Below are 24,911 nucleotides of genomic sequence, written 5' to 3'. Positions count from 1 at the left end.
GCCCCGAAGATCCCGGGCGTGATCGCCGTCGTCGGGCTCAGCTCCGTCCTCAACCAGGAGCGGCTCGGACCCCGGTGCGGGGTGAGGTCGTGAAGGCCGGGACGGAGGTACGGTGAACGATGAGCACTTACGGTGACCATCTCGGTTCGCATGGTGATCGCGGGCGGCCGAACCCGACCGGCGGATCGGACCGGCGGACCGCGGCGGGCAGCGAGGCGGGCGACGCCGGGGCAGGCGGCTGGTTCGGGCGGCGGTTCGACCGCGACAGGAGCCTCGGCCTGCGGCTCACGCTCGCGACCGCCGCGGTGTTCCTGGTCCTGGTGCCGTTCACGTTGCTGGCCGTGCTGGTCCAGACGTCGTTCGGGCCGCTGAACGACCTGGACCAGGGCGTCGCCCGCGACCTGCACACCTACGCCGTCGCGCACCCCGGCTGGGTGACGTTCCTCCAGGCCTGGACGGACGTCATGTCCCCCGGCGTCTGGCGTGTCCTGGTCGGGCTGGCCATGATCTGGCTCCTCTTCCGGCGGGCGCCGAGGCTCGCGCTGTGGGCGGCCACGACCATCACGGTGGGCGGGCTGCTCGGCGTCGCGCTCAAGGAGGTCACGGCCCGCGCCCGGCCCCACCTGCCCGACCCCGTGGCGCTCGCGCCGGGCTCGTCGTTCCCGTCCGGGCACGCGCTCAACGCGACGCTGGGCGCGGGAATCCTGGTCCTGTTGCTGCTGCCCCTCCTGAAAGCCCGGTGGCGGACGGTCGCGTGGGTCGTCGCCGCCGTGATCGCCCTGGGCGTCGCCTACACGCGGGTGGCACTCGGCGTGCACTGGGTCAGCGACGTGGTGGCGGGCATCGTGCTCGGCGTGGCGGTGATCGCGGCCACGACGGCCGCCTTCGAGACGTGGCGCCTGCGGGGTCCATGCTCTTCGACGCGCCGTGACGTGGCCGCCCGGTAGCGGAGGGCGTGGCCGTGTGGTAACCGAGGGGGCACGTACGGTGGCCGCTCCCGCGTCGGGCACGATGGCGCTATGGGGGCTGAACGCCCGGAAGGCGCCGCGCCCAAGGGCAGGCTGCGCGTCTATCTCGGGGCGGCGCCGGGTGTCGGGAAGACCTTCGCGATGCTCGCGGAGGCGCGCCGCCGTGCCTCCCGGGGCACCGACGTCGTGGTCGGCCTGGTCGAGACCCACGGCCGGGCCCGCACCGCCGAGCTGCTCGAAGGGCTGGAGGTCGTCCCCCGCAGGACGCTGGTCCACCGGGGGACGACCTTCACCGAGTTCGACGCCGAGGCGCTGATCCGGCGGCACCCCCGCGTGGCGTGCGTCGACGAGCTGGCCCACACCAACGTCCCCGGCTCGCGCAACGTCAAGCGCTGGCAGGACGTCGAGGAGGTGCTGGAGGCGGGCATCGACGTGATCTCCACGGTGAACATCCAGCACCTGGAGTCCCTGCACGACGTCGTCCAGGAGATCACCGGCGCGCCGCAGCGTGAGACGATCCCGGACGAGGTGGTCCGGCGCGCCGACCAGGTCGAACTGGTCGACATGGCCCCGGAGGCGCTGCGCCGCCGCCTGGCCCACGGCAACGTCTACGGCCCGGAGCAGATCGACGCGGCCCTGGCGAACTACTTCCGCGTCGGCAACCTGACCGCGCTGCGCGAGCTGGCGCTGCTGTGGGTCGCGGGCAAGGTGGAGGACCAGCTCGACCGCTACCGTGCCGAGCACGGCATCGCCGGCCCCTGGGAGACCCACGAACGCGTGGTCGTCGCCCTCACCGGCGGCCCCGAGGGCGACACGCTGATCCGCAGGGCCGCCAGGATCGCCGGACGCAGCCGCGCCGCCGACCTGCTCGCCGTCCACGTCACCCGCTCCGACGGGCTCTCGCGCGTCGACCCCGCGCGCCTCACCCGGCAGCGCGACCTGATCGAGAGCATGGGAGGCACCTACCACCAGGTCGTCGGGGACGACGTCGCCCACGCGCTGATCGACTTCGCCCGCGGGGTGAACGCCACCCAGCTCGTACTCGGCGCGTCCCGCCGCGGCAGGCTCGCCCAGATGCTCTCCCCGGGCGTCGGGGTCACCACGATCGCCCTGTCCGGCCCCATCGACGTCCTCGTCATCACGCACAAGGAGGCCGGGAAGGGCCTGTCCCAGGCCGGGCGGGCCGTCCTCCCGTTCCGCAGGCGCGCCGCCGGGTGGGCGCTGGCGCTGCTCGGGCTGCCCGCGCTCACCGGGGTCCTGTACGCGGCGCGGGGCACCCTCGCGCTGCCCGCCGACATCCTGATGTTCCTGCTCATGGTCGTCGTGGTGGCCCTGACCGGGGGGATGCTCCCGGCCGTCACGGCGGCCCTGGTCGGGTTCGGCCTGCTCAACTACCTCTTCGCCCCGCCCTTCCACGCGCTCGGCGTGGCCCGGCTGCAGAACGTGCTGGCGCTCGCGGTGTACGTGCTCGTGGCGGTGATGGTCAGCGCCGTCGTCGACCTCGCCGCCCGCCGCACCCGCGAGGCGGCGCGGGCGGGGGCCGACGCCCAGATGCTGTTCACCCTCGCCGGGCACGTCCTGCGCGGCGACGCCGCCCTGCCCACGCTGCTGGAACGCCTGCGCGAGACCTTCGGCCTCGACGCCGTCACGCTGCTGGAACGCGTACCCGGGCTGCGGCCCGTCGCCGGTGACCGGTCCGACCCGCGCGCCTGGCGCGTCGTCGCCACCGCCGGGGAGCCCGCGGCGACCGCGTGCCCGGACCAGGCCGGCAGCGACGTCGAGGTGGGGGAGGACCTGGTCCTCGCGCTGAGCGGACGCCTTCTCGACGCCGCCGACCGGCGGGTGGTCGAGGCGTTCGCCGCCCAGGCGGCCGTCGCGCTGCGCCAGGAGCGGCTGGCGGAGGAGGCCGAGCGCGCCCGTCCTCTGGAGGAGGCCGACAAGATGCGCACGGCCCTGCTCGCCGCCGTCAGCCACGACCTGCGCACCCCGCTCGCCTCGGCCAAAGCCGCCGTGGACAGCCTGCGCGGGGACATCCGCTGGACCCGCGACGACTACGACGCGCTCGTCGACACCGCCCAGGAGTCCCTCGACCGCCTCGACCGGCTGATCGCCAATCTGCTGGACATGAGCCGGCTCCAGGCGGGCGCCCTCGGCCTCGCCACGCGTCCGATCGGCCTCGAAGAGGTCATGCCGCGCGTGATCGCCGACCTCGGGCCCGAGCGCGAGCGCGTCCTGGAGGAGATCTCCGACGAGCTGCCCGAGGTCGTGGCCGACCCGGCGCTGCTGGAACGCGTCCTCGTCAACCTGGTGTCCAACGCCCTGAAGTACAGTCCCGAAGGCGAGAAGGTGCTGGTCACGGCCAGCTCCTACGGGCGGTACGCCGAGATCCGGGTCGTGGACCGCGGGCCCGGCATCCCCGCCGTCCAGCACGACCTGGTGTTCCTGCCGTTCCAGCGTCTCGGCGACCGCGGCGACCACACCGGGGTCGGCCTCGGCCTGGCTCTCGCCCGGGGGCTGACGGAAGCGATGGGAGGCACCCTCCTCCCCGAGGAGACGCCGGGAGGCGGCTTGACTATGATCCTCACTCTGCCGATTTCCTCCAGGGCGGGCGGCGTATGACCAAGATCCTCGTCGTCGACGACGAACCGCAGCTCCTGCGCGCGCTGCGCATCAACCTTCTCGCGCGCCACTACGACGTCGAGGTCGCCAGGGACGGCGGCACCGCGCTGCGCCAGGCCGCCGGATGGCACCCCGACCTGGTCGTCCTCGACCTCGGGCTTCCCGACATCGACGGCGTGGACGTCATCCACGGGCTGCGGGGCTGGACCAGCGTCCCGATCATCGTGTTGTCCGGCCGGGCCGGAAGCGCCGACAAGGTCGACGCGCTGGACGCCGGGGCCGACGACTACGTCACCAAACCGTTCGGCATCGACGAACTGCTGGCCCGCATTCGCGCGGTCACCCGGCGCTCGGTCACGCAGGACGAGGAACTGGCCGAGATCATCGTCGGCGACCACGTCGTGGACCTCGTGGCCAAGACCGTCTCCGGCGGCGTCCGGCTCACGCCCACCGAGTGGCACCTGCTGACTATCCTCCTGCGCAACCCCGGCAAGCTGATCAGCCAGCGCCGCCTGCTGACCGAGGTCTGGGGCGCCAACTACGTGAAGGAGACGCACTACCTGCGCCAGTACATGGTGCAGCTCCGCCGCAAGCTGGAAACCGACCCCGCCCACCCCCGCCACCTCCTCACCGAACCAGGCATGGGCTACCGCTTCCAGCCGTGAACAGCCACCCGGTCACGCAGGTCCGGAGAGCAGGGCCGACAGCCGGGGCGCGCGGGTCAGGGGCGAGGACCGGCAAGTCCGGCCGCAGATATGCCGCAAACGGCTACCTAAGACGCATCTCGAAAACCCCTGTCACCTGGGAAAACAGGTTTGCCATACTGAGCCCATGCGTGCCCCCAGACGCCGACGCCCTCTCCGTAGAAGCCTCACACCGCCACCTGAAGGCGTGTGTCTGGAAGAGCTGGCCCTCAGGGTGTCCTACGTCGGCAGCGGGGAACACAAGTCGTATCCATCGTTCGCCGGGCGGCCCAAGCTCCGAGCGGACGCCGGCAAATGCGATCCGAAGTTCGGTGACCCCGCCGAGATCACGGAGTGGTTGCGGTCGACCATCGCGTGTGGCAACGTCGGCGCGCCCTGGGAGGGGGAGTTCCCTCGTTACGCCTGGCATCGCCTGGATAATGTGATTTACGAGGCGAGGTTGGTCAACCAGGAGCTCGGTCAGTACAAGGGGTACCCGCTCGATCGAGATGAGTGTCCGGAGGGGCTCAACGAGATCAGTGGAGGCGGTGACCGATGACGACGGTTCCAGAGTTGAGGTTCCGCTGGGACTGGGAGGTAGCGCCGGGGGTACGCGCTCCGGAGCATCGAGCCACGTGGGCTCGCATACAGATCAGCGTGGGGTCCGAAGACGTCACTCTGGTCGAAGACCTGAGCTCGGGCAGCTCACGCCGATCCATTTATTGTCCTCTCTATCCGATCGCCGAATGGCTGGCATACAACTGGTGGCTCCTGCGGGCGGACGCTCGTCCCGCGCGCGCCCTGGCGATCGACGCTCGGAAGCGTTTCGAGACGCCGGAGGTTCAACGGCACTCACTCCGGGCCAGTGGGGACGGATTTCTCTGGCCGGACCTTCTCATCATCCCCGACGGGCGGCAGACGCATCTGATCTGGCACGAGGATCGGCGAGTTTCGTCCCAGTGGTCGATCAGATTCCTGGGCAGAGGGGAAGCGTACCTTGATCGGGAAGCTGTCGAGCGGGAGTTCGCCCGTTTGATCTCCGCTGTGCTGACCCGGCTCGCTGAAATGGGCATTACGGGCACACCTCTGGAGAAAGAGTGGGCGGAGATCCAGCGGGCGGAACCCGAAGAGGCGGAATTCTGCATTGCCGCAGCCCGACTGGGCCTGGACCCCTATGCCGAGGCGGAGCCATACGAGCAACTGATACTCCAAGCCTCCGAAGACCTGCAGGGGCAGCTCTTCGGGGACTTTCTGGACGCGGTCGAACCGGCGTCGATGGGCAAGGCGTTGGAGTGGCTGCGCAGGGCGCGAGCAGAGATAGCGTCTTCTCGCCAGGCGATGGACGCGCTCGAGTTGCGTAACGAACTGCGTATGCCTCCAACGTCGCCCGGAGACCGGTCATGGCAGAGAGGCTGGAACCAGGCCAGAGCGGTACGGCAGGTGCTGGGGCTTCCGGACGGTGATGCGTTCGTCCTGGACCCCTACATCGCCGGCCTCGACCGGCGGGCGGCGGATCGCGGACTGCAGGCGGTCGCCGGCGCGGCGGAGGACTCGGGTCCCTTGGCGATCATCCAGCCCGACCGTCCGGCCACTTCGCGGCGGTTCACGCTTGCCCGTGCGCTGTGGCATTACTTGTGGGAGCCGGAACCGATCTTCATCGTGACCACCGCGTACACGGAACGCCAGAAAGTCGAGCGGGCGTTCGCCGCGGAGCTTCTCGCTCCGGCCGGTGGCATCAGTGAGCTTCTCGGCAACGCTCCCGAAGCGGCGTTGCCGGATGATCTCGAAGCGATCGCCGACCGCTTCGACGTGTCTCCGATGGTGGTCAAACATCAGTTGGAGAACCAACTGCTCGCGGTCTGAGGCCGGCGGGGGCTCCGAGGCCGCGTGGGGGAACGCGCGCGGCGTCAGTGGGTCAGTAGGACGAGGATCAGGCCGATCAGGGCCGGGATGGTTTGGACGAAGAGGATTCTTCTGCTCGCGGTGGCGGCGCCGTAGAGGCCGGCGACGGCGACGCAGCTCAGGAAGAAGATCTTCGCCTGGAAGCCCGCCGGGTCGGCGGCGAGCAGGCCCCAGACGAGGCCGGCGGCGAGGAAGCCGTTGTACAGGCCCTGGTTCGCGGCCAGGGTCCGCGTCCTGCGCGCGAGGTCGGGGTCGGTGCCGAAGGCCTTCATCGCCCGGGGCGTCGTCCAGAGGAACATCTCCAGCACCAGGATGTAGACGTGCAGCAGCGCGATCGCGGCCACGACAACGTCGGCGACCACTGTCATACGAGCTCCTCGGAATCGGGGGGATGGCCTTCATCGACCGGCCTGCCCAGCCTAGAGACCCCGGGCCGGTCCGCGATGGCCTGAGCCGTCTGAGCGGTGGTGTACGTGAGCTTGGTTTATGGGGTCCTTCTGGGAGGAAGAGTGTCGGGGACGGCCGCCCGGTCGTTGGAGACGGCGGCTGACCTGGTCATTCGTACGACTCCGCTGGACGCCCCCCGGACTCCCGCGTGGAGGGATGATGAGGTGCGCCCGCCGGAGAGCCGCATGGCGCTGACGCGTGTGCTGGCGACCCCGCTGTCGCTGTTGCGGGCCGTCCTGCCCACTCCGCTGCGGGGCGCCGTCCGCTCCCCGCGCAGGCTCGTGCCCTGCCCCGGAGGAGTGCGCGTCGACCTGCGGGCGATCGGCGGCGCGGGTACCGTGGACGCGGTCCACGCGCTGGAGGACCGGCTCCGCGCGGTGCCCGGCGTCGCACGGGCCGAGGTCAACGGCCGTCTCGGTTGCGTCTTCGTCGGGTTCGCGCAGGCGGACCCCGGCGCGCGCCGGCCCGACGAGGCCACGCTGCTGGCGATCGTCGAGGAGTTCGACGTCAACGGCGACGTCAACGTGGACATCAACGTGGACGTCAATAGGGACGTCAATGGGGGCACGGCCTGCGATGCCCCGGCCGGCCCGGCGGACGAGTGCAGGCGTACGGCGATCCGCCTGACGGCGAGCGCGGTCGCGGCCGGGTTGGCGATCGCCGGTCAGATCGTCCGCGTACGGCCGCTGAACCCGACGGTGCCCGCCATCGCGAACCTGCTGAACTTCAGCCCGGCCGCGCGCGAGGCGCTTGACGCTCGTCTCGGCCGCGGCCCCGCAGACACGCTGTTCACGACGGTCCTCATGGTCACGCAGACGCTCGCCACGCGTCCGCTCGGGCTGGTCGCGCAGACGATGGGGTCGGTCTGCCGGTACGTGGAGGCCAGGGCCGAGCTCGGATCCTGGAGGCTGCTGGAGGAACGGCTGGCCGCCGTTCCGGGGAGTTACCGCCACATCCGGGCGACCGCCGGACCGCGTCCGGACCATCTGCCGCACGGCCCCGCCGAGCGGTACGCGGAGATCGCCGGCCCGGCGTCGGCCGCCGCCTACGGGGCGACCCGGCTGGTAACCGCGCACGGCCCGCGCGCGCTGTCGGTCCTCGTCGCCGGCACCCCGAAGATCGCCGACGTGGCCCGCGAGGCGTTCGCCGGGGCGGTCGGCCGTGCGCTGGCGGCGCGCGAGGCGGCCGTCCTGAACCCCCACGCGCTGCGCGCGATGGACCGGGTCGACACGGTGATCCTGCACCCGGACGTCCTGACCACCGGGGCCTGGACCATCGACCGGGTCGAGCCGCTCACGGACGGCATGACGACCGGCGAGCTGTACGCCCGCCTGTACTCGCTGATCGACTTCTCCGATCCGTGGCGCGGGGCCCGTTCCGGCGGAGACGGCGTGTCCCCGGAAGGGACCGGGAAATCGGCCGGTGACAGAGCCGGCGACAGAGCCGGGGAGAGCGGGGACGGCTGGTCGGTCACGCCGCTCGACGACCTGGACGTCCTGCCCTCGGCCTGGGCCGCCGCGTGGGGGGAACGCGGCCTGCGCGCCTTCGAGGTGCGCCGCGACGGGAGGCCGATCGCGGTCGCCGGGCTCGCGCGCGAGGTGGACCCGCTGGCCGAGGCGATCGTCGCCGCCGCGAAGGCCGCCGGGACGGTGGTGCTGGCGGGCGGCGAGGATCTGGCCCGGCGGTTCTCGATCAAGAACGTGCTCCCGGTCGGCGCCGACGCGGCCTCCCATGTGTACGGCCTGCAGGCGCGCGGCCACGGCGTGGTCGTGGTGTCGCGGGGGACGGGTACGGCGCTGGCGCGGGCGGACATCGGCGTCGGCGTGCCGGACGCGGCCGGGCTCGTCCCCTGGGACGCCGACGTCGTCGCCGACACGGCCGGTGTCCACCTGTTCCTGAGCTGCCTGCCCCGGGCGGTGGGCACGAGCACGAACGGGGTGCGGCTCGGCGCGGCCGCCGCGGTCGTCGGCGGCCTGCTCGCGATCGCCGGGCCGGAGGCGACCGCGCTTCGCCGGGCGTACTTCCTGGACGCCGCCGCCTCGCTGGCCGCCGTCCTGCTCGGCGAGTGGTCGGGACGCGCCGCCGGCCGCATGCCCACCCCGCTGCGCGCCGACACGACCCCGTGGCACGCCATGTCGGTCAAGGAGGTCCTGGCGCGCCTCGGCTCGTCGTCCAACGGCATCACCGGCGAGGAGGCCGAAAGGCGCCGCCGCGAGGGCGTGACCGAGGAGGCCGAACGTGTGGCGTCGCTCGCGCGCACGCTGGGCGAGGAGCTGGCGAACCCGTTGACCCCCGCGCTCGCGGCCGCGGCCGTCCTGTCGGCCCTGGTGGGCTCGGTACTGGACGCCATCATGATCAGCGTGGTCATGGCGACGAACGCGCTGCTCGGCGGCGTGCAGCGGTTCCGTGCGGGCCGGGCGCTGCACCGGCTGACCGAGGCGACCGAGGTCCGGGTGCGGCTTCGCCGTCCGGACGGCAGCGTGGCCGCCACCAAGGAGGACCTCGCTCCGGGCGATGTGGTCGAGCTGCGCGCGGGCGACGACGTCCCCGCCGACGCGCGGGTCATCAAGGCGGACGGCCTGGAGGTGGACGAGTCGACGCTCACGGGGGAGTCGCAGCTCGTCACCAAGACGGCCGCGCCGACGGTGGCTGCGGCCATCGCCGACCGCGGCTCCATGGTCTACCAGGGCACGACGGTCGCGGCGGGTAGCGGGCGCGCGGTGATCGTCGCGACCGGCGACATGACCGAGGCCGGACGCAGCGCGCGGCTTGCCGCGGAGCCGAGCCCGCCGACCGGCGTCGAACTGCGGCTGCGCGAGCTGAGCCGCCGCATCCTGCCGATCTCGATCGGCGCCGGTGTCGTCCTGCTGTTCACGGACCTGCTGCGCGGCCGTCCCCTGGCCGCGGCGCTCACCCCGGCCGTCAGCCTGACGGTGGCCGCCGTCCCCGAGGGGCTGCCGTTCGTGGCCACCCTGGCCGAGCTGGCGGCGGCGCGGCGGCTGTCGAAGCGGGCCGCTCTGGTGCGCAACCCGTCCACGATCGAGGCGCTCGGGCGGGTCAACGTGCTGTGCTTCGACAAGACCGGGACGCTGACCGAGGGGCACATCAGCCTGCGGTACATCTCGGACGGGCACGCCGGCGCGCGCGTGGAGGAGGCCGGCGACCGGCTGAGGCGGATCCTCGCGGCGGCCGTCCGGGCGAGCCCGACGGCCGGCGGCGGGCGGGTGATCCCGCACCCCACCGACCGCGCGGTCCTGGGCGGGGCCGAGCGCGTCGGCGTCACCCCGCGGGAGGGGCTGGAAAGCTGGGAGCGCGTCGACGAGATGCCCTTCGAGCCGGGCCGCGGGTACCACGCCGTCCTCGGCGCGACCGAGCGCGGGCAGTTGCTGAGCGTCAAGGGCGCCCCCGAGATCGTGCTCACGCACTGCGACAAGGTGCTCGCCGATGGGGCCGTCGTCCCCTTGGACGACGTCGCGCGGCGCACGTTGGAGCGGGAGGTCGACCGTCTGGCGCATCAGGGGTACCGGGTGCTGGCGGTTGCCGAGCGCCCCGCCTCCGACCGGAGCGACCTGGACGAGTCGCGCATCGACGAACTGTGCTTCCTCGGGTTCCTCGGCCTCGCCGACCCGGTGCGCCCGACGGCCGCCGAGAGCGTGCGCCGCCTGGTCCGCGCCGGGGTGCGCATCGTGATGGTGACGGGGGACCACCCGAGCACCGCCGAGGCCATCGCCGCCGAGCTGGACGCGCTGAACGGCCGCCGCGTGATGACCGGCCCCGAGCTGGAGGAGCTCGACGACGAGACGCTGACCAAGGTGCTGCCCGACGTCGCCGTCTTCGCCCGCGCCACTCCCGCGCACAAGGCGCGCATCGTCACCTGCCTGCGCCAGGCCGGGGAGGTCGTGGCGGTCACGGGGGACGGCGCCAACGACGCGCCCGCGATCCGCATGGCGGACGTCGGCATCGCGCTCGGCTCGCGCGCCACGCCCGCCGCGCGCGCCGCCGCCGACCTGGTGGTGACCGACGACCGCATCGAGACGATCGTGGACGCCATCGTCGAGGGCCGGGCGATGTGGACCTCGGTGCGTGACTCGCTGAGCATCCTGCTCGGCGGCAACGTCGGCGAGATCGTCTTCACGGTCGGCACCGGACTGCTCGCGGGCGGCAGCGCGCTCAACGCCCGCCAGCTCCTGCTGGTGAACCTGCTCACCGACATGGCGCCGGCCCTGGCGGTCGCCGTACGGCCGCCCGCGTCGGTCGACCCGGAGAAGCTGCTCGCCGAGGGTCCGGAGGCGTCGCTCGGCGCGTCGCTGACCCGGGACATCTACCTGCGCTCCGTCGTCACGGCGAGCGCCGCCATCGCGGCCTGGCTCGCCGGGCGGCTGACCGGCACGAAGGGACGGGCGGACACGGTCGGGCTGGTCGCGCTCGTCGCGGCCCAGCTCTTCCAGACCGTGGCGGGCGGCGGGCGGGACCGGCTGGTCGTGCTGGCCTCGCTCGGATCGCTGGTCGTGCTGTGGCTGGCGGTCTCCGTGCCCGGGGTGAGCCACTTCTTCGGCAGCCGTCCCCTCGGCCCGCTGGGCTGGGTGATCGGCCTGGGCAGTGCCGCCGCCGCGACCGGCCTCGGCGCGCTCGCACAGCGGTGGGAGAGGCGGGCTCCGGCGGTGGGGGAGCCGTCCGGGGACGCGCGGCCGGCCCCCGCCGCCCACGAGGCCGCGCCGGAACGGTCGCCCTCGTACCAGGGGGCCTGAGCCGAGGGCCCTCACCGGAGCCGTCATGCAGATGGTCGTCCACGGCGGATCCGGCGACCTGGACGCCTACCTCGAGCTCGAACAGGAAGGGCAGCGGGGGAGCGGTCAGTCCTCGTACCGGTAGTACCCGGCGAGGTCGGGCAGGACGGTGACGCGGTCGGTGCGGATCGTGGTGCCCGTGCGCAGCGCGTTGATCATCTTCCCGCCGCCGATGTAGATGCCGACGTGGTGCGTCCGGACGGTCCGCTTGCGCACCTTGCCGTAGAAGACCAGGTCGCCGGGGCGGGCCGCCTTGGCGGGGATCCTCCGCATGCGCTGGATGTGGTCGTCGGTGGTCCCGCCGCCGAGGACGTCCTGCTTGTAGGCGAGGTGGTATACCCACCGGGCCAGCCCCGAGCAGTCCAGGCCGACGGTGGTGTCGGCCGGGCACGGCCGGATGGACCCGTGGTAGCCCTGGCAGGTGCCGAGGGACGGGCCGGGCGACGTGTCGTGCCCGCCGCCCCAGACGTACGGGATCGCCCCGCCCTTCCACCGGCTCTGTTCCTGCCCGTTGAGGATGGCCTGGGCGATGGCCACCACCCGGTTCGGCTCGTTGGCGACGACCAGGGGCGCCGACCCCGCCGCGAGGGTGAGGACGGCCGCCGCGGCCGCCAGCCGGACGGATCGCCGCACGTGGAACCCCCCGTTCCCTGGTCGATGTCCGCCCTCTTCATTCTGATCGGGTCATCGCAGGATGCGCGGGTTTGATGAAATGTCACGCATAGTGCTGTATGGCGAGAATGTTACGCTGCGGCGATCACTGTCCGTTCATCGCCGTGCCGGCGGCGGGACTGGCCCTCGCCCGGGGCCCGCGGGCCAGGCCGGGCGATGACGCGGACGTGGGGGTGCCCGGCCGGGCCCGCTTGAAAGGCCCGGCCGGGCTGTGGTCTCGCGCTCCCAGGGCGTTTCGAGACCACGTCTGGAAGATCAGGCGGGCGTGCAGGTCACCGTGGCCGGGACCGCGTTCGCGGGGGAAAGGTGCGGGATGCGGTGGGGGTCGGGCCCACCACACCCCGCACCCGGCCCGGACGCGGCGGCGTCACTCAGGCGTCGCCGCGTCCGGGTGGATCAGGGGAACAGCCGGCCGTACTCGGCGAGGGCGACCGCGACGTCGACCTGCGCCCAGAAACGGTGGTAGTTGAACGTCGGGGCGGGACCCGTGCCGTTCAGGTAGGCCTGGACCTTCGGCCAGTCCGGGTCGTTGCGGTACCACGACCGGATCGAGATGAAGGTCGAGCTGGAGTTGATCGTGTCGCCGTTCGGCATCTTGCCGGTCCAGCCGGCGGGGATGTAGATCGGGTCGTCGAGGCGGCTGTAGTCGGCCTTGGTCTCCGGCACCGACACGCCCTTGGCGTCCTGGTTGTTCGCCCAGATGCCGTCGAGCAGCGCCTTGGCCATGTTCTTCGCCGCCGTGTTGTTGGCCTTGGCGGCGTAGTACATGAGCACCTTGGCGTACGCCCCGGCCACGCCGACGTCGTTGGTGTAGTCGGCGATCGTGACGTGCAGCCCCGTGTTCGGCGTCGGCGGGTTCGTCCAGGTGTTCGGCTGGCCGGTCCACCGCAGCGTCGAGGGGATCTGGAAGGTGCCGTTGGCGTTCACCGTGGTGTTGGCCATCGCCCAGGCCACCCACTTGTCCAGGATGGACTTGGCGGTGGCGTTGCCCGTGGCGTAGTAGTACTCGGCCACGCGCTCCATCGACCACGCCTGGAAGCCGAACCACTGGTTGGACGGCGGGTCGTGGTAGACGGGCTGCCAGTCGTAGGCCATGCCGTAGAAGGTCGGCGTGCCGGCCGGCGGGGCCGCGTAGTGACCCTGCCAGCTGTTGGTCGCGCCGCCCGCGATGGCGCCTTCGGCCGACTGCAGCCACTGGTAGAACTCGAGCTGCCGCGTCAGGCTGGTGCTCCAGTCGGTGACGGCGGTCGGGCTCTTGGGCTTGAGCACGTCCACGTTGGACAGCGCCCAGGCCGCGAGCGGGTTCTGGTACCCGGAGTGGTTGTGGCTGGAGCCGATGCGCCAGGCCCACCCGGCGGAGGAGTCGTTCGCGCCGCCCCAGGCGTAGTACCACGACAGCAGGTAGGCCGAGCTGTCCTTGCCGGTCCCGGCCGCGCAGGACGTGCTGGTGCAGCCCTGCTTCTTGAAGTACTTGTCGTACATCGCGTAGCGCAGGTAGTCGCCCATCTTCGCGGCCTTCGCGACCGTGGCGGAGATCTGCGACTCCTTGCCCTGCGCCTTCGCCCACGTGTACGCCCAGTACGCGGCCTGGACGGCGCGCGCGTCGGCGTCGGGGGCGTTGGTGTACTTCCACTGCTTGGCGTAGGAGCTGTCACCGGTGAACAGGTCCAGGTAGCCGTTCGGGCCGCCGAACCTGAAGGTGTCGCAGGACGGCTGGGGAACGGTCTCGAACACCGACTCCTCGGGGCCGCGCTGGTAGGTGTTGATGTAGGCGGGCTTGGTGGTGCCGTCGCCGCAGCGGCCGTAGCCGTAGGTGTTGTCGACGTCCAGCAGCCAGTGCATGCCGTAGATGTCGCCGGTGCCGTAGGCGGACTTCAGCTCGTTGGAGAGCGGATCGGCGCCGACCGACACACCGCCGTCGAGGCGGGACGGGTACTGCCGGATGTCGTCCCACTCGCCGGCGTAGGTCGCGGGCTTGGACGGGTTGTAGAAGGAGTTGGTCGGCTGGTCGGCCGTGGAGGGGATGATGTACCTCTCCATGATCCCCCACGCGTCGTTGAACCGCTGCCATGTGCCGGTGACCTGGCCGTAGACCGCCTCCAGCCACAGGTAGTAGCTGAAGGCCTCCGAGGTCGTCTCGTGCCCGTGGTCGGGGGCCTCGACCATCAGCGTCTCGACCGAGTGGTACGGGACGCCCTGCGGCGAGAAGTAGCCGTTGGCCGGGTCGTGCAGCTTGTTGTACATCGTGGTGAACCGCTGGATGTACTCGTTGTTGCCGCCCGAGCCGTCGTTGTCGGCCTCGGTGGCCACCAGCGAGGCGGAGGTCCAGCCGGTCGCGGTGGAGGTGAACGTCGCCGTGCCGGCCGCCGTGTCGGCGTCCTCGGCCGCGGCGATGGTCACCGGCTGCGTCGTGTTCCAGTTGGCGGGCGTGAAGGTCAGCGTGCCGCCGGACTGCACGGTGAGGTCCGGGTCGCCGCCCGCCGCCTTGGCCGTCGTCACCGTCACGTTGGCCGTGGGGGCCTTGGACAGCTTGACCCCGTACGACGCGGTGCCGCCCTCGGGGACGACCAGCGTGGTCGGGCTGACCACGATGGCCTGGGCCGTGGTGCCGGACACCGTGATGCCCACCGGGCTGGAGGTGGTCGTGGCGCCGGCGTTGTCGGTCGCCTTCGCGGTCAGCGAGTAGTCGCCCGCCGCGACGCCGGTCCAGCTGTAGGTGTACGGCGCGGTGGTGTCGGTGCCGAGCAGCGTGGTGCCGTTGTAGAACTCCACCTTGGAGACAGTGCCGTCGGAGTCGGCGGCGTTCGCGGCCAGGTTGACCGTGGCGGGCGCGGTGAAGGTCTGGCCCGCGGTCGGTGACGTCAGCGCGACGGTCGGCGGCTGGTTGGTCGGGGTGCCGCCGGTGCAGACCACGCCGTTGATCGAGAACGACGTCGGCTTGGGGTTGGTGCCGGTGTGGGATCCGTTGAAGCCGATGTTCGTCGACTGGCCGGTGCCCAGGCTGCCGTTCCAGCTCAGGTTGGTGGCGGTGACGTTGGCGCCGGTCTGCGACCAGTCGGCGCTCCACCCCTGGGTGACCTGCTGGCCGCCGGGGAAGGCGAAGCGCAGCGTCCAGTTGGTCCAGGCGTCACCGTTGTTCGTGATCTTCACGGCGCCGGTGAAGCCGTTGTTCCAGTCGTTGGTCGTGTAGTCCACCGAGCAGGCGACGGCCGCCGAGGCAGGGGAGGAGGCCACGACGGTGAGGAGGCCGGCCGCCAGGCCGACGAGCGCCACCCACACGCCACGTCGTTTCGCTCGTGACCGTGGGAGCGCTCCCGCTCCGAACGATGATGTTGACATGCTGGACGTACTCCAAGGTGAGAATGCGATGGACGGTACGGGGGTCGGCACGTCCTGGGTCGCACCGGGGTCAAGCGGAAGTGTCTGTACGATGGGAGCGCTCCCACATCGGATTCTGGTGGGCGGGTCGAATATGTCAATGACACGTCCGGCTGATTCCGCGTTGTTGACGCGCCCCTCCGTCCCTGCCTGCCCGTTCACCGCCCGGCCGGCCGCCCGGGCGGACCGGCGGGCTGAAAGTTTCACCCCTCCGGCGACAGTCTCGGCAAGGTGTCGGCAAGGCCGCCCCGCGCTCCCCTGTCCCGTCTCCGACCTGCCGTCCCGTCCGCTCCGGGGCGTCACCGGGCGGCGGTGGCAGTGTGAGATATCCCCCTTTGTTACGGGGTGACGGAATCGGGGGTGCGGGTGGAGGGTGGAGTCATGAACAGAGCCGATCCGAGAAACCTGAGCGTGCGAGATCTGCGCGACGAGCTCCGTGAGCTCGAGAAGTCCTGGATGGAGACGCTGCTGCGCGGTTCCGAGGACGCCGTGGACGACTTCGCGTCCCGCACCCGCGAACTGGAGGAGGAGTTCGCCCGCCGCCGCGGAGAGGGCGCCCCGTCCGCCCCGTCCGGTGCTGCGGTTCCCGGGGACGCGCCCGGAACCTAGCCTCCGAGGCGGGCCGCGCGTTCCGGGAAGACGCGGCGGTCACCTGTAGCGAAGTCACCAGTACGTCGAGGGGCCCGTCCGAGAGGATCGGACGGGCCCCGTGCGTTCCCGGCGTCATGTCACCCGGTGACGGCGACACGCGGACGCGGTGCCTGGTAGTGCTTGTGGTAGCGGGGCTTGTAGTGCGGCTTGAAGTGCTGCTTGTACGGCTTGTAGTGGGGCTTGTAGCCGTGGTGGTGATGATGCCCCGAGCCGTGCCGGCCGTGGTGCCTGTGGTGGCCGCCCTCGTTGAAGAAGCCGTGCAGCGTGTGCAGGGTCTGCAGCGTCACGAGCCTGCCGTGGTCGTCACGGTGGTGGCGGTCATCGCGCACGTGGTGCCGGCGCTTCCTGTCGTTGACCTGCTTGACCTCGCCCTTCTCGCCTTTCTCGCCCTTCTCATCCTTCTTGCCCTTTTCCTCCTCGCACTCGCAATCGTCCTCGTCCTCGTCCTCCTGGCACTCCTCCTCCGGGCAGGTCCCGTTGGGGCCGGCCGTCACGCTCAGCGGCTGTGCGGCGCTCGGGTCGAACTCGGTGGTCCCGGTGAACCGGGCGTCGATCCGGTGTGTGCCCACGGGAACGCCCGGGTTCGTCAGCGTCGCGTGCCCGGCCGCGTCGAGGGTGGCCGTGCCGATCTCGATGCCGTCGCTGGTGAACACGACGCGGCCGTTCGTGACCGGTCCCTCGGCCGCGCGCACCGTCGCGGTCAGGGTCATCGGACCCGGCTTGCCGTGCTTGGTGCAGGACGAGACCACCGTGGTGGTGGTCGGCCTGCGGTCCGCGCAGCCCAGCGGCCGCGTGATCGTGGACGCGTTGATGGCCACCGTGCCGAGAGGGCCGACGAGCACCCGGCCTTCGATGGTGGCGTTCGGGCCGACGGTGACGGTGCCCGCGGTGGTCGGGACCACCAGCAGGTTGCCGCGCAGGGTGGCCCCCGAGCCGAGCGACACCGGGCCGGTGAGCGCGAAGAACACGTTGCACGGGCGCGCGCCGCCGGTCAGCGCGACCGTGGCGCCCGCAGCGACGGAGAGACCGGTGCCGCGGATGATGAAGACCGCGTTCGGGTCTCCCTGGGCGTTCAGCGTCAGGGTGCCGCCGAGCGTGAGCGCACCCGCGGCGGTGGCGTACAAGCCCGGGGTCAGCGTCTGGCCGCCGAGCGCCTCGGCGATCGGGTTGGTCAGCGGCCGGGCCGTGACGTTGGCGAACGCCGTGGCCAGGGCGGCCTGCGCCGCGATGGCGGCGGCGTCGTTGTGGTGGATGACGCCGTTCACGATGCTCGGCGGCATGAAGCCCGTCACCGACGTCCCGGGGCTGACGCCGACGTCGCCGGTGACGGTCGAGGTGCCGGTGTTGGTCACCGAGGCGCCGGCCAGAACCGCGAATCCGGCGGCCGCGCCGAGAGGCACCGGTATCGGCTGTGCCGCCGCGCCGGCACCGGGCGCCGCGGCGACGACCCACGCCGCGACGGTCGCCGTGAGAGCCGCCGCCAGCAAGGAACGAACGATATGTCGCGCCCCGACGCGAGGCCGACTGGCATGATTCATGAAGCGGTCCTTTGCTGTTGCCATCGCTAAGCGAAAACGCATTATCGATAATGCGTCCCAAGATCCCACGGTACTTAGCGATGGGGCCGCCATCGTCATGCGACATGCGGAAATTTTGAATCAAGCCCCATATTCAGACAAGCTAGAAATGTCCGTCCAGCGATGGTCTGCCGCGAGAAAGAATTGCTTTTCGCCGGTATTGTCCCGGGTGTTTATCGGGCGGGAACCGCCAGTTCAGCGCGTCCGAGTAATGGTCCGCGGCGATCGTCCCTCGGGCGCGGCGCCGGGGCGGATTCATGGCAAAGCGGTCACCGCGCGCCGTCGAGGAGACCGGAGGGACGGCGTGCCTCCGCGCGCCGGCACGCGCCGCACAGAAAAGGGCGCGTCACCACGGGGTGACGCGCCCTCGGATCGCTACCGGCGACCGCTCACGCGCCGGGCGAGATCACGCGCAGGTGATGTTCGAGGCTCCCGGGATTGCGCTCCCATCCGCCGCATTGATGAACTTTCCGAGGGCGTCGCGTCAGCTGCCGGAGGCAAGAGCTTTCCGCGGTATCGCCGCGTATGCCATGAGATATCGGGCCGGTGAAAGGGCCGTCCGGACGAGCCTCAGGAGGCGTGCCTGAGAGCGGTGTCGATCATGTTCAGGTCGTGCTCCAGTTTCTGCCTCTGGCCTGGCGAGAGCGCCCCCTCGCGGCTGCGGTCCTCGAGCTTTCTGCGGACGTCCATCAGCCCCTCGGCCCTGGCCGGGCCGTTGAGCAGGTTGCGCACGACCTGGCGCAGGTCGAGCGCGACGTCGGCGCGGATGTCCCCGGCGACCTCTCCGGCCGAGACGGCCGCGTCGAACCGGCCCACCGCCTGGGCGAGGGTCGGAACAAGGTCGGCCGCAGGCTCGGCGTCCGTCTCGCCGCCGCGCGCGGCCGGCGTCGTGGGAATCAGGACCGTGCGCGGGGTGGGGACCGAATCCGTCAGGGCCGTCTCCGGCGGTGCGGCGTGGGTCGGTGTGGTGCGCGGCATGGCGGCGGTGTCGGCGGTGTCGGCAGAGGGGGCGGCAGAGGGGGCGGAATGGGCGGTTCGCTTGGGAAGGGGCGGCGAGGTCCGCGTGGTGTCCGGGGCCTGCGTGGGCGTGCCGCCGGGGGTGGCGGCGCCGGTGGGATGAGTGTCGACGGCCGCGGTGGGCGGCGACAGATCCGGATTTATCCAGAGAAGGGCGGCGGTCCACGCCGACAGGGCCGCCGCCGCGATGGAGGCCCTGCGCATCCGCCGGATCCAGAGGGCGGTCTCCTGCCCCGGGATCGCGGGGGCGTTCAGCGCCGCGGTGAGGACGTCGGCCACATGCTGCGCGCCGGGCCGCTCGGCGGGGTTCTCGGCCAGGCAGCCCGCGCACAGTGCGGCGATCTCGGAGGGCAGTCCGGGGACGCCGGAGGGCGCCGGCGGCGGCCCGCCGCGGTCCGCAGCCTCGACGGCCTCCCAGGTGGTCTCGGGGTAGGGCGGGACCCCGGTGAGCATCTCGTACAGGAGCACGCCGAGCGCGTACACGTCGACGGCCGGATGCACGCTGGCGCCGGTCAGCCGCTCGGGCGCGACGTACGGCGGCGTGCCGATGTCGGCGAGCCGCTGGTCGACCGGCTCGCCGACGAACGCCGCGATCCCGAAGTCCAGCAGCTTGGCGCCTTCTGGCGTGAGCAGGACGTTCTCGGCGGTGACGTCGCGGTGGACGATCCCGCGCTGGTGGGCGGCCGCGAGCACCGTCGCCACCCGGGCGCCGATCGCCGCGGCCTCGCGCCAGGGCAGCGGCCCCTCCGTGATCCGCTCGGACAGGGGCCGCCCGTCCAGCAGGCGCATCACGACGTACGCCGCGAGCCGCCCGCGCGCGGTGACCGTCTCGCCGTAGTCGTACACCTCGATCGCGTCGGGGTGGATCAGGCGGGCGGTCGCCCGCGCCTCCCGGCGGATGAGCTCGCGCCCGCCGTGGTCGCCGCCGAGGCTCCCGTCCAGCACCTTGATCGCGACGGTGCGGTGCAGGGACTGGTCGAACGCCCGCCAGATGGCGGACATCCCTCCCGAGGCGATCTGCTCCACGAGCCGGTACCGGCGCGTGAGCACATCGCCCTCCCGCATGGCCCCTGAGTCATGCGGATTCACGGACCACCAGCTCCGTGGGCAGGATCGGATTGCCGCGCGGGACCTCGTCCTCGGAGGCGATCGCCATGAGCAGCATCCTGGCCGTGAGGACGGCGAGTTCCTCGACCGGCTGGCGGACCGTGGTGAGCGTGGGGGAGGTGTGCCGGGCGAGCGGGGCGTCGTCGAACCCGATGACGGCCACGTCGTCGGGCACACGCCGCCCGGAGCGCCGGAGCGCCTGGAGGGCTCCGGCCGCCATCGGGTCGGAGGCGGCGAAGACGGCGTCGAGATGAGGGGAGCGTTGCAGGAGCCACTGCATGGCGTGCGCGCCCGAGGCGTGGCTGAAGTCGCCGTAGGCCACCGGGACGTCGGTCATCCCGGCCGCGTGCAGCGTCCGCAGGAATCCGTCGAGGCGGTCGCGGGCGCCCGGGAGCGTGGGCGGGCCCGCGATCACCGTGATGTTCCGCCGGTCGGTCAGCAGCAGGTGCTCGGCCGCCTGGCGTGCGCCGTCGCGGTTGTCCATGTCGGCGTAGGGCAGGTCGACGCCGTCCGGGGGCCGCCCGGCGCTGCGCACCGGGACTCCCGAGGCGGCGAGGGTGATCGCCAGAGGATGTCGTTCCCTGGCTCCGGCGAGCAGGACGCCGTCGAAGGATCCGGTGACGAGCGGGGGCGCGGCGATGGTGGAGGTGGCGGGTGTGGCGGTCATCACGACGAACGGCACACCGTAGGCGTTGAACACCTCGTCCGCGGCGGACAGGAACCGCGCGTAGAAGGGTTCGGAGAAGATGCGCGGGGTGTGCTCGCAGATCACCGCGGCGACGAGCTGGTCGGAGCGTCGCGCCGAGGTGCCCCGAGGCGCTCGATGCCGTACGTAACCGAGTCGCGACATGGCGTCGTGGACCTGGCGGCGCGTCGAGGTGCTCACTCGGACCGAGCCGGTGAGAACCCGTGATGCCGTGGCGGGGGAGACCCCTGCTTCGGCTGCTACCTGGGCGAGGGTGGGCTGGTCAGCCATCCGGCTTCCTCCGCTTAGGGGGTTTATCGCGAAGGTGTGGGAGCGCTCCCACTACAATAACAGTGTTTCTTCCGTGTCAACAGATGTTTCCAGTAAATGTTCGCGCGGATCTGGAGGCGATGTTACGGACATATTCCAGGCGAAGAAAGGTCCCTGTCAGAGATTGGTGGAGGTTGGGAGACCTCCGGCCCCGCCCGCGCATCCCCGCGGGTGATCACTGCCCGACCGCCGGTCGGGCAGCTCAGCCCCCGCCTCGGGCCCACCGTCCCGCGTCGCGACGCCCCGCGCGTGGCCGCCGGCGTTACCAGGGTGTTATGCGCGGGCGCCCTCGGCCGCCTCGCCCCCGATCATGCCGTACGCCTCCGCGATCAGCTCGAAGGACCGCAGCCGGGACTCGCCGCCGTGCACGCCGGTGGTGATCATCAGCTCGTCCGCGCCGGTGCGCTCGCGCAGCGCGTCCAGGCCCGCGCGGACCGTCGCCGGGTCACCGTGCACCACGTTGCCGAGCCACTCCTGGACGAACTGCTCCTCGATCGGGCTGTAGGGGTACGCCTCCGCCTCCTCGGGCGTGGGCAGCGGGGTCGGCATGCCGCGACGCAGGCGCAGCATGCCGAGGGCTCCGGTGCGCGCCCGCCGCAGCGCCTCCTCCCCGGTGTCCGCCGCCACCGCGCTCACGCCGATCAGCGCGTACGGCTTGTCCAGCACCTCGGACGGCTCGAACCGCGAGCGGTAGAGCTCCAGCGCGGGGATCGTGTTGGCGGAGCTGAAGTGGTGGGCGAACGCGAAGGGCAGGCCGAGCAGCGCAGCCAGCCCCGCGCTGAACCCGCTGGAGCCGAGCAGCCAGATCGGCGGGCGTCCCGAGCCCGGAGCGCCGGCCTCGCCGGGGATCGCCCGGATCCGCATGCGCGGGTCGTCGAACCCGTGGGGGTCGTAGGTGTCGTCCAGGAAGGCGATCAGCTCGGCGAGCTGCTCGGGGAAGTCGTCGGCGTCCGGGGTGGCCCTGCGGCGCAGCGCGCGTGCGGTCGCCTGGTCGGTGCCGGGGGCGCGGCCGAGGCCGAGGTCGATGCGCCCCGGATGCAGGGCGTGGAGGGTGCCGAACTGCTCGGCCACGATGATCGGCGCGTGGTTCGGCAGCATCACGCCGCCCGAGCCGAGCCGGATGCTGCGGGTGTTGGCGCCGAGGTGAGCGAGGATCACGGCCGGGGACGAGCTGGCGACGCTGGGCATCCCGTGGTGCTCGGCCACCCAGAACCGGTGGTAGCCCCAGCCCTCGGCCCGCCGGGCCAGTTCGGTCGTCGTGCGGAGGGCATCGGCGGGCGTGTCACCCGCGCCCACGGTGGCCAGGTCCAGGATCGACAGGGGGACGCCGGACTCGCCGCGGGCCACGCCACGGATCTGATCGCTCACACCATCGGACAACCCAGGCCGGATGAGGGCTATTCCGGACGGGAAGGCGCCGGGTACGGCGGGCGGCCGTACCCGGCGCGGGCGGGAGCGCGCGCTAGGAGATGGTGATCCGGAAGATCTGGTCCGAGCCGGGACCGCCGCCGCCGTTGTTGTCGGCGTTGGTGGTCGACATCCAGAGCTGGTCGGCGTTCGGCACCTTGGTGACCGTCCGCAGGCGGCCGTAGGCGCCGACGTAGTACGCGGTGGGGGTGCCGACCGACTCGGTGTCGCCGTTGATCGGGATCCGCCAGAGCCGCTCGCCGCGCAGCGCGCCCATGTAGACCACGTTCCTGACGATCGCGATGCCGCTCGGCGAGGCCTGCGCGACCGGCCAGGACGCCTTCGGGTTCGTCATGCCGGCCACGCTGCACGTACCCTCACAGGTCGGCCAGCCATAGTTGGCGCCCGGCTTGATCAGGTTGAGCTCGTCCTGCGAGCTGTTGCCGAACTCCGCCTCCCACAGTCGGCCGTTCCGGTCGAACGCCAGGCCCTGCGGGTTGCGGTGTCCCATGGAGTACACCAGCGTGCCGAACGGGTTGCCCGGGGCCGGGGCGCCGGTGGTGGTCATCCGCAGGATCTTGCCGTTCAGCGAGTTCCTGTCCTGGGCGAGGCTGGAGGTCTGCGCGTCGCCGGTCGAGGCGTACAGGTAGCCGTCGGGGCCGAAGGCGAGGCGCCCGCCGTTGTGGTAGCGGTTCTTCCTGATGCCCTGCACCAGCACGGTGTAGCCGGAGAGGGCGCTGCCGTCGTAGGTCATCCGCGCGATCCGGTTGCCCTCGGAGGCGGTGTGCATGAAGTACACGTAGTGGTTGGTCGCCCACGCCGGGTCGACGGCCACGCCCATCAGGCCGCCCTCGCCGTCGGTGGTCATCGTGTTCGGCACGGTGCCGACCTGCGTGCGCGCCCCGGCGGGGGTGACCTTGTAGACGCGGAACGTGTCGCGCTCGGTCACCAGCGCCGTCTGCCCGTCCGGCATCCAGGCGGTGCCCCACGGGATCGACCAGCCGGTGGAGATGCCGGTGACGCTCGACGGGGTGCCGCCGTCGCTGGAGCAGGCCGACGTGCGGAACGACACCGCGTTGCTCGGGGCGGAGGTGTTCAGCGCCGCGTCCCTGGCCACCACGGTCAGCGTGTACGGGCTGTCGCAGGCGAGGCCGCCGACGGTCACCGCGGCCGCGGGCGGGTTCCCGGTGACGGTCGCGTACACGTTGGAGCCGCTCCTGACCTCGTAGGCGGTGACGCCGACGTTGTCGGTGGAGGCGGTCCACGTCAGCCGCGCGCCGGTGGAGGTCACCGAGGAGAACGCGAGGCCGGAGGGCGCGGTCGGGGGCACGGTGTCGGAGCTGGACAGCGTGGTGCAGATGGCCTGCGCGCTGCTCGGCGACACGTTGCCCGCCGCGTCGCGGGCGAACACCGACAGGCGGTACTCGGTGGCGGGCGACAGGCCGGTCAGCGCCCGCGAGGTGACGTTCCCCGGGGCCTCCGCCAGCTTGTTGCCGTCGTGGTAGATGTCGTACGCGGCCACGCCGACGTTGTCGGTGGACGCGCCCCAGCTCAGGGTCAGGCCGGTCGCGGTGATGTTCGAGCAGGACGGCTGCCCGGGGATGGTCGGCAGTTGGGTGTCGGACGCCGCCGCGACGGTCAGCTTGTCGAGGTTGGGGCCGCCGTCGGCGGTGATCGCGGTCGCGCGGACGGTGTTGGCGCCGGCGTTGAGGGTCGCGTTCACCGCCCTGGACTGCCAGGTGTCCCAGTTGGCGGTCGCGGGGAACGACAGGCCGGAGGCCACCAGCGTGCCGTTGACGGTGACGTCCAGCGGGCGGTCCACGGCGGTGCCGTTGGCGTAGCGGAAGGTCAGGCTCGCGGGGCCCGCCGCCGCGGCGGTGACGGAGAACTGCACGTAGCCGCCGACGGTGTTGACGTAGTCGACGAAGCCCGTGCCGGTGTAGCCGGTGTGGTTGGTGGCGACGTTGGCCTGCGAGAGCTGCGCGTTCTCGGCCTGGTAGTCGGTGGAGGCCGCGGCGACGTCCACTTCCAGCCAGTCGAGGTTCGGATTGCCGCCCGCGCCCGCGGCGGTCAGGCGGATCTTGTTGGCCCCCGCGGTGACCGGCGCGGTCAGCGTGACGGTCGCCCAGGTGTCCCAGTTGGCGGTGGCGGGGAAGGACCGGGCGGCGGCGACCACCGTGCCGTTGACGCTGACATCGGAGGGGCGGTCCGCCGCGGTGCCGTTGGCGTAGCGGACGGCGAGGGTGGCGGTGCCCGCGTTCGCCGCGGTGACCGTCCACTCGGTGTAGCTGCCGGCGACGTTGTCACCGTTGACGAACCCGGCGCCGGAGTACCCTGCGTGGTTCGACTCGACCGCTCCTTGCGAGATCGTGGCGTCCTCCGCCTCGTAGCGGGTGGCGGCGCTCGCCGAGGGGGCGGCGGCCACGAGCAGGCCGCCGAGGAGCGTCGCCACGCAGCTCAGGCCGCGTAACCAGGGTTTTCTTCCGCGCATGCGATCCTCCCGGATCTGTATGATTCGAGCTTTTCTCCTGTCAGAGCCATGGGTCAAATCCGCGTTCGTCGCGATGCGCCGTCACGCGGTGCTGGAGGCGGAGCGTTCGCCGCCGGGGTTAGTAAAGGTCCTTGCCGAAAAATACATCGGGCCGCCGAAGAGCGAAAGGTGCCGCCGGGAACAGACTGGA

General features: G+C 71.8%; 15 protein-coding genes. 7 read left to right on the top strand and 8 right to left on the bottom strand.

Annotation, left to right across the window (positions count from 1 at the left end; genetic code table 11):
* Positions 1-119: 119 nt before the first annotated feature.
* The 5 genes from AB0H21_RS14025 (at position 120) to AB0H21_RS14005 (ending at position 6,133) form a co-directional block, all read left to right on the top strand.
* The gene (locus AB0H21_RS14025; RefSeq protein ID WP_358516040.1) at positions 120-947 is read left to right on the top strand and encodes a phosphatase PAP2 family protein; all 828 of its coding nucleotides are present in this window, start codon (positions 120-122) and stop codon (positions 945-947) included.
* A gap of 72 nt (positions 948-1,019) precedes the next feature.
* Positions 1,020-3,587 (top strand): ATP-binding protein, encoded by a 2,568-nt coding sequence (locus AB0H21_RS14020; RefSeq protein WP_358516038.1) that lies wholly within the window; start codon positions 1,020-1,022, stop codon positions 3,585-3,587.
* On the top strand, positions 3,584-4,252 hold the full coding sequence (locus tag AB0H21_RS14015; RefSeq protein WP_358516036.1) for a response regulator: 669 nt from the start codon (positions 3,584-3,586) through the stop codon (positions 4,250-4,252). The genes AB0H21_RS14020 and AB0H21_RS14015 overlap by 4 nt, the downstream gene beginning before the upstream one ends.
* A gap of 226 nt (positions 4,253-4,478) precedes the next feature.
* Positions 4,479-4,829, top strand: a complete 351-nt coding sequence (locus AB0H21_RS14010) for a hypothetical protein (protein WP_358516034.1) — start codon at positions 4,479-4,481, stop codon at positions 4,827-4,829.
* Positions 4,830-4,927: 98 nt separating this feature from the next.
* Positions 4,928-6,133 (top strand): ImmA/IrrE family metallo-endopeptidase, encoded by a 1,206-nt coding sequence (locus AB0H21_RS14005; protein WP_358516032.1) that lies wholly within the window; start codon positions 4,928-4,930, stop codon positions 6,131-6,133.
* A 44-nt stretch (positions 6,134-6,177) separates the two neighbouring features.
* Here the strand turns inward: AB0H21_RS14005 and AB0H21_RS14000 are convergent, their stop codons facing one another.
* Positions 6,178-6,540, bottom strand: a complete 363-nt coding sequence (locus AB0H21_RS14000; RefSeq protein WP_358516030.1) for a DUF1304 domain-containing protein — start codon at positions 6,538-6,540, stop codon at positions 6,178-6,180.
* Positions 6,541-6,804: 264 nt separating this feature from the next.
* Here AB0H21_RS14000 and AB0H21_RS13995 point away from each other — a divergent pair, with 264 nt between their 5' ends.
* Positions 6,805-11,367, top strand: coding sequence for a cation-translocating P-type ATPase (locus AB0H21_RS13995; RefSeq protein WP_358516027.1), 4,563 nt, complete (start codon positions 6,805-6,807; stop codon positions 11,365-11,367).
* Positions 11,368-11,472: 105 nt separating this feature from the next.
* Here AB0H21_RS13995 and AB0H21_RS13990 read toward each other — a convergent pair whose 3' ends face one another.
* Both AB0H21_RS13990 and AB0H21_RS13985 read right to left on the bottom strand, forming a co-directional pair.
* Positions 11,473-12,039, bottom strand: a complete 567-nt coding sequence (locus AB0H21_RS13990) for an NlpC/P60 family protein (protein WP_358516025.1) — start codon at positions 12,037-12,039, stop codon at positions 11,473-11,475.
* Between the two features lie 435 nt (positions 12,040-12,474).
* Entirely contained in the window at positions 12,475-15,351 is a 2,877-nt protein-coding gene (locus AB0H21_RS13985) for a glycoside hydrolase family 48 protein (RefSeq protein WP_358516022.1), read from the bottom strand.
* Between the two features lie 486 nt (positions 15,352-15,837).
* Here AB0H21_RS13985 and AB0H21_RS13980 point away from each other — a divergent pair, with 486 nt between their 5' ends.
* Positions 15,838-16,065, top strand: a complete 228-nt coding sequence (locus AB0H21_RS13980; protein ID WP_358516020.1) for a DUF6158 family protein — start codon at positions 15,838-15,840, stop codon at positions 16,063-16,065.
* Between the two features lie 119 nt (positions 16,066-16,184).
* Here the strand turns inward: AB0H21_RS13980 and AB0H21_RS13975 are convergent, their stop codons facing one another.
* The 5 genes from AB0H21_RS13975 to AB0H21_RS13955 form a co-directional block, all read right to left on the bottom strand.
* The gene (locus AB0H21_RS13975; RefSeq protein ID WP_358516017.1) at positions 16,185-17,594 is read right to left on the bottom strand and encodes an ice-binding family protein; all 1,410 of its coding nucleotides are present in this window, start codon (positions 17,592-17,594) and stop codon (positions 16,185-16,187) included.
* 660 nt (positions 17,595-18,254) lie between these two features.
* Positions 18,255-19,766, bottom strand: coding sequence for a protein kinase (locus AB0H21_RS13970; protein ID WP_358516015.1), 1,512 nt, complete (start codon positions 19,764-19,766; stop codon positions 18,255-18,257).
* 10 nt (positions 19,767-19,776) lie between these two features.
* Positions 19,777-20,784: a LacI family DNA-binding transcriptional regulator gene (locus AB0H21_RS13965; RefSeq protein ID WP_358516012.1), complete on the bottom strand. Its 1,008-nt coding sequence runs from the start codon at positions 20,782-20,784 to the stop codon at positions 19,777-19,779.
* A gap of 312 nt (positions 20,785-21,096) precedes the next feature.
* Positions 21,097-22,191: an LLM class flavin-dependent oxidoreductase gene (locus AB0H21_RS13960; protein ID WP_358516010.1), complete on the bottom strand. Its 1,095-nt coding sequence runs from the start codon at positions 22,189-22,191 to the stop codon at positions 21,097-21,099.
* A 94-nt stretch (positions 22,192-22,285) separates the two neighbouring features.
* On the bottom strand, positions 22,286-24,721 hold the full coding sequence (locus tag AB0H21_RS13955; protein ID WP_358516007.1) for a PQQ-dependent sugar dehydrogenase: 2,436 nt from the start codon (positions 24,719-24,721) through the stop codon (positions 22,286-22,288).
* Positions 24,722-24,911 lie beyond the last annotated feature (190 nt).

Source organism: Sphaerisporangium sp. NPDC051011 (assembly GCF_040653595.1).
Classification (GTDB): Bacteria; Actinomycetota; Actinomycetes; order Streptosporangiales; family Streptosporangiaceae; genus Sphaerisporangium.
This window is presented reverse-complemented; position numbering and strand designations above follow the sequence as displayed.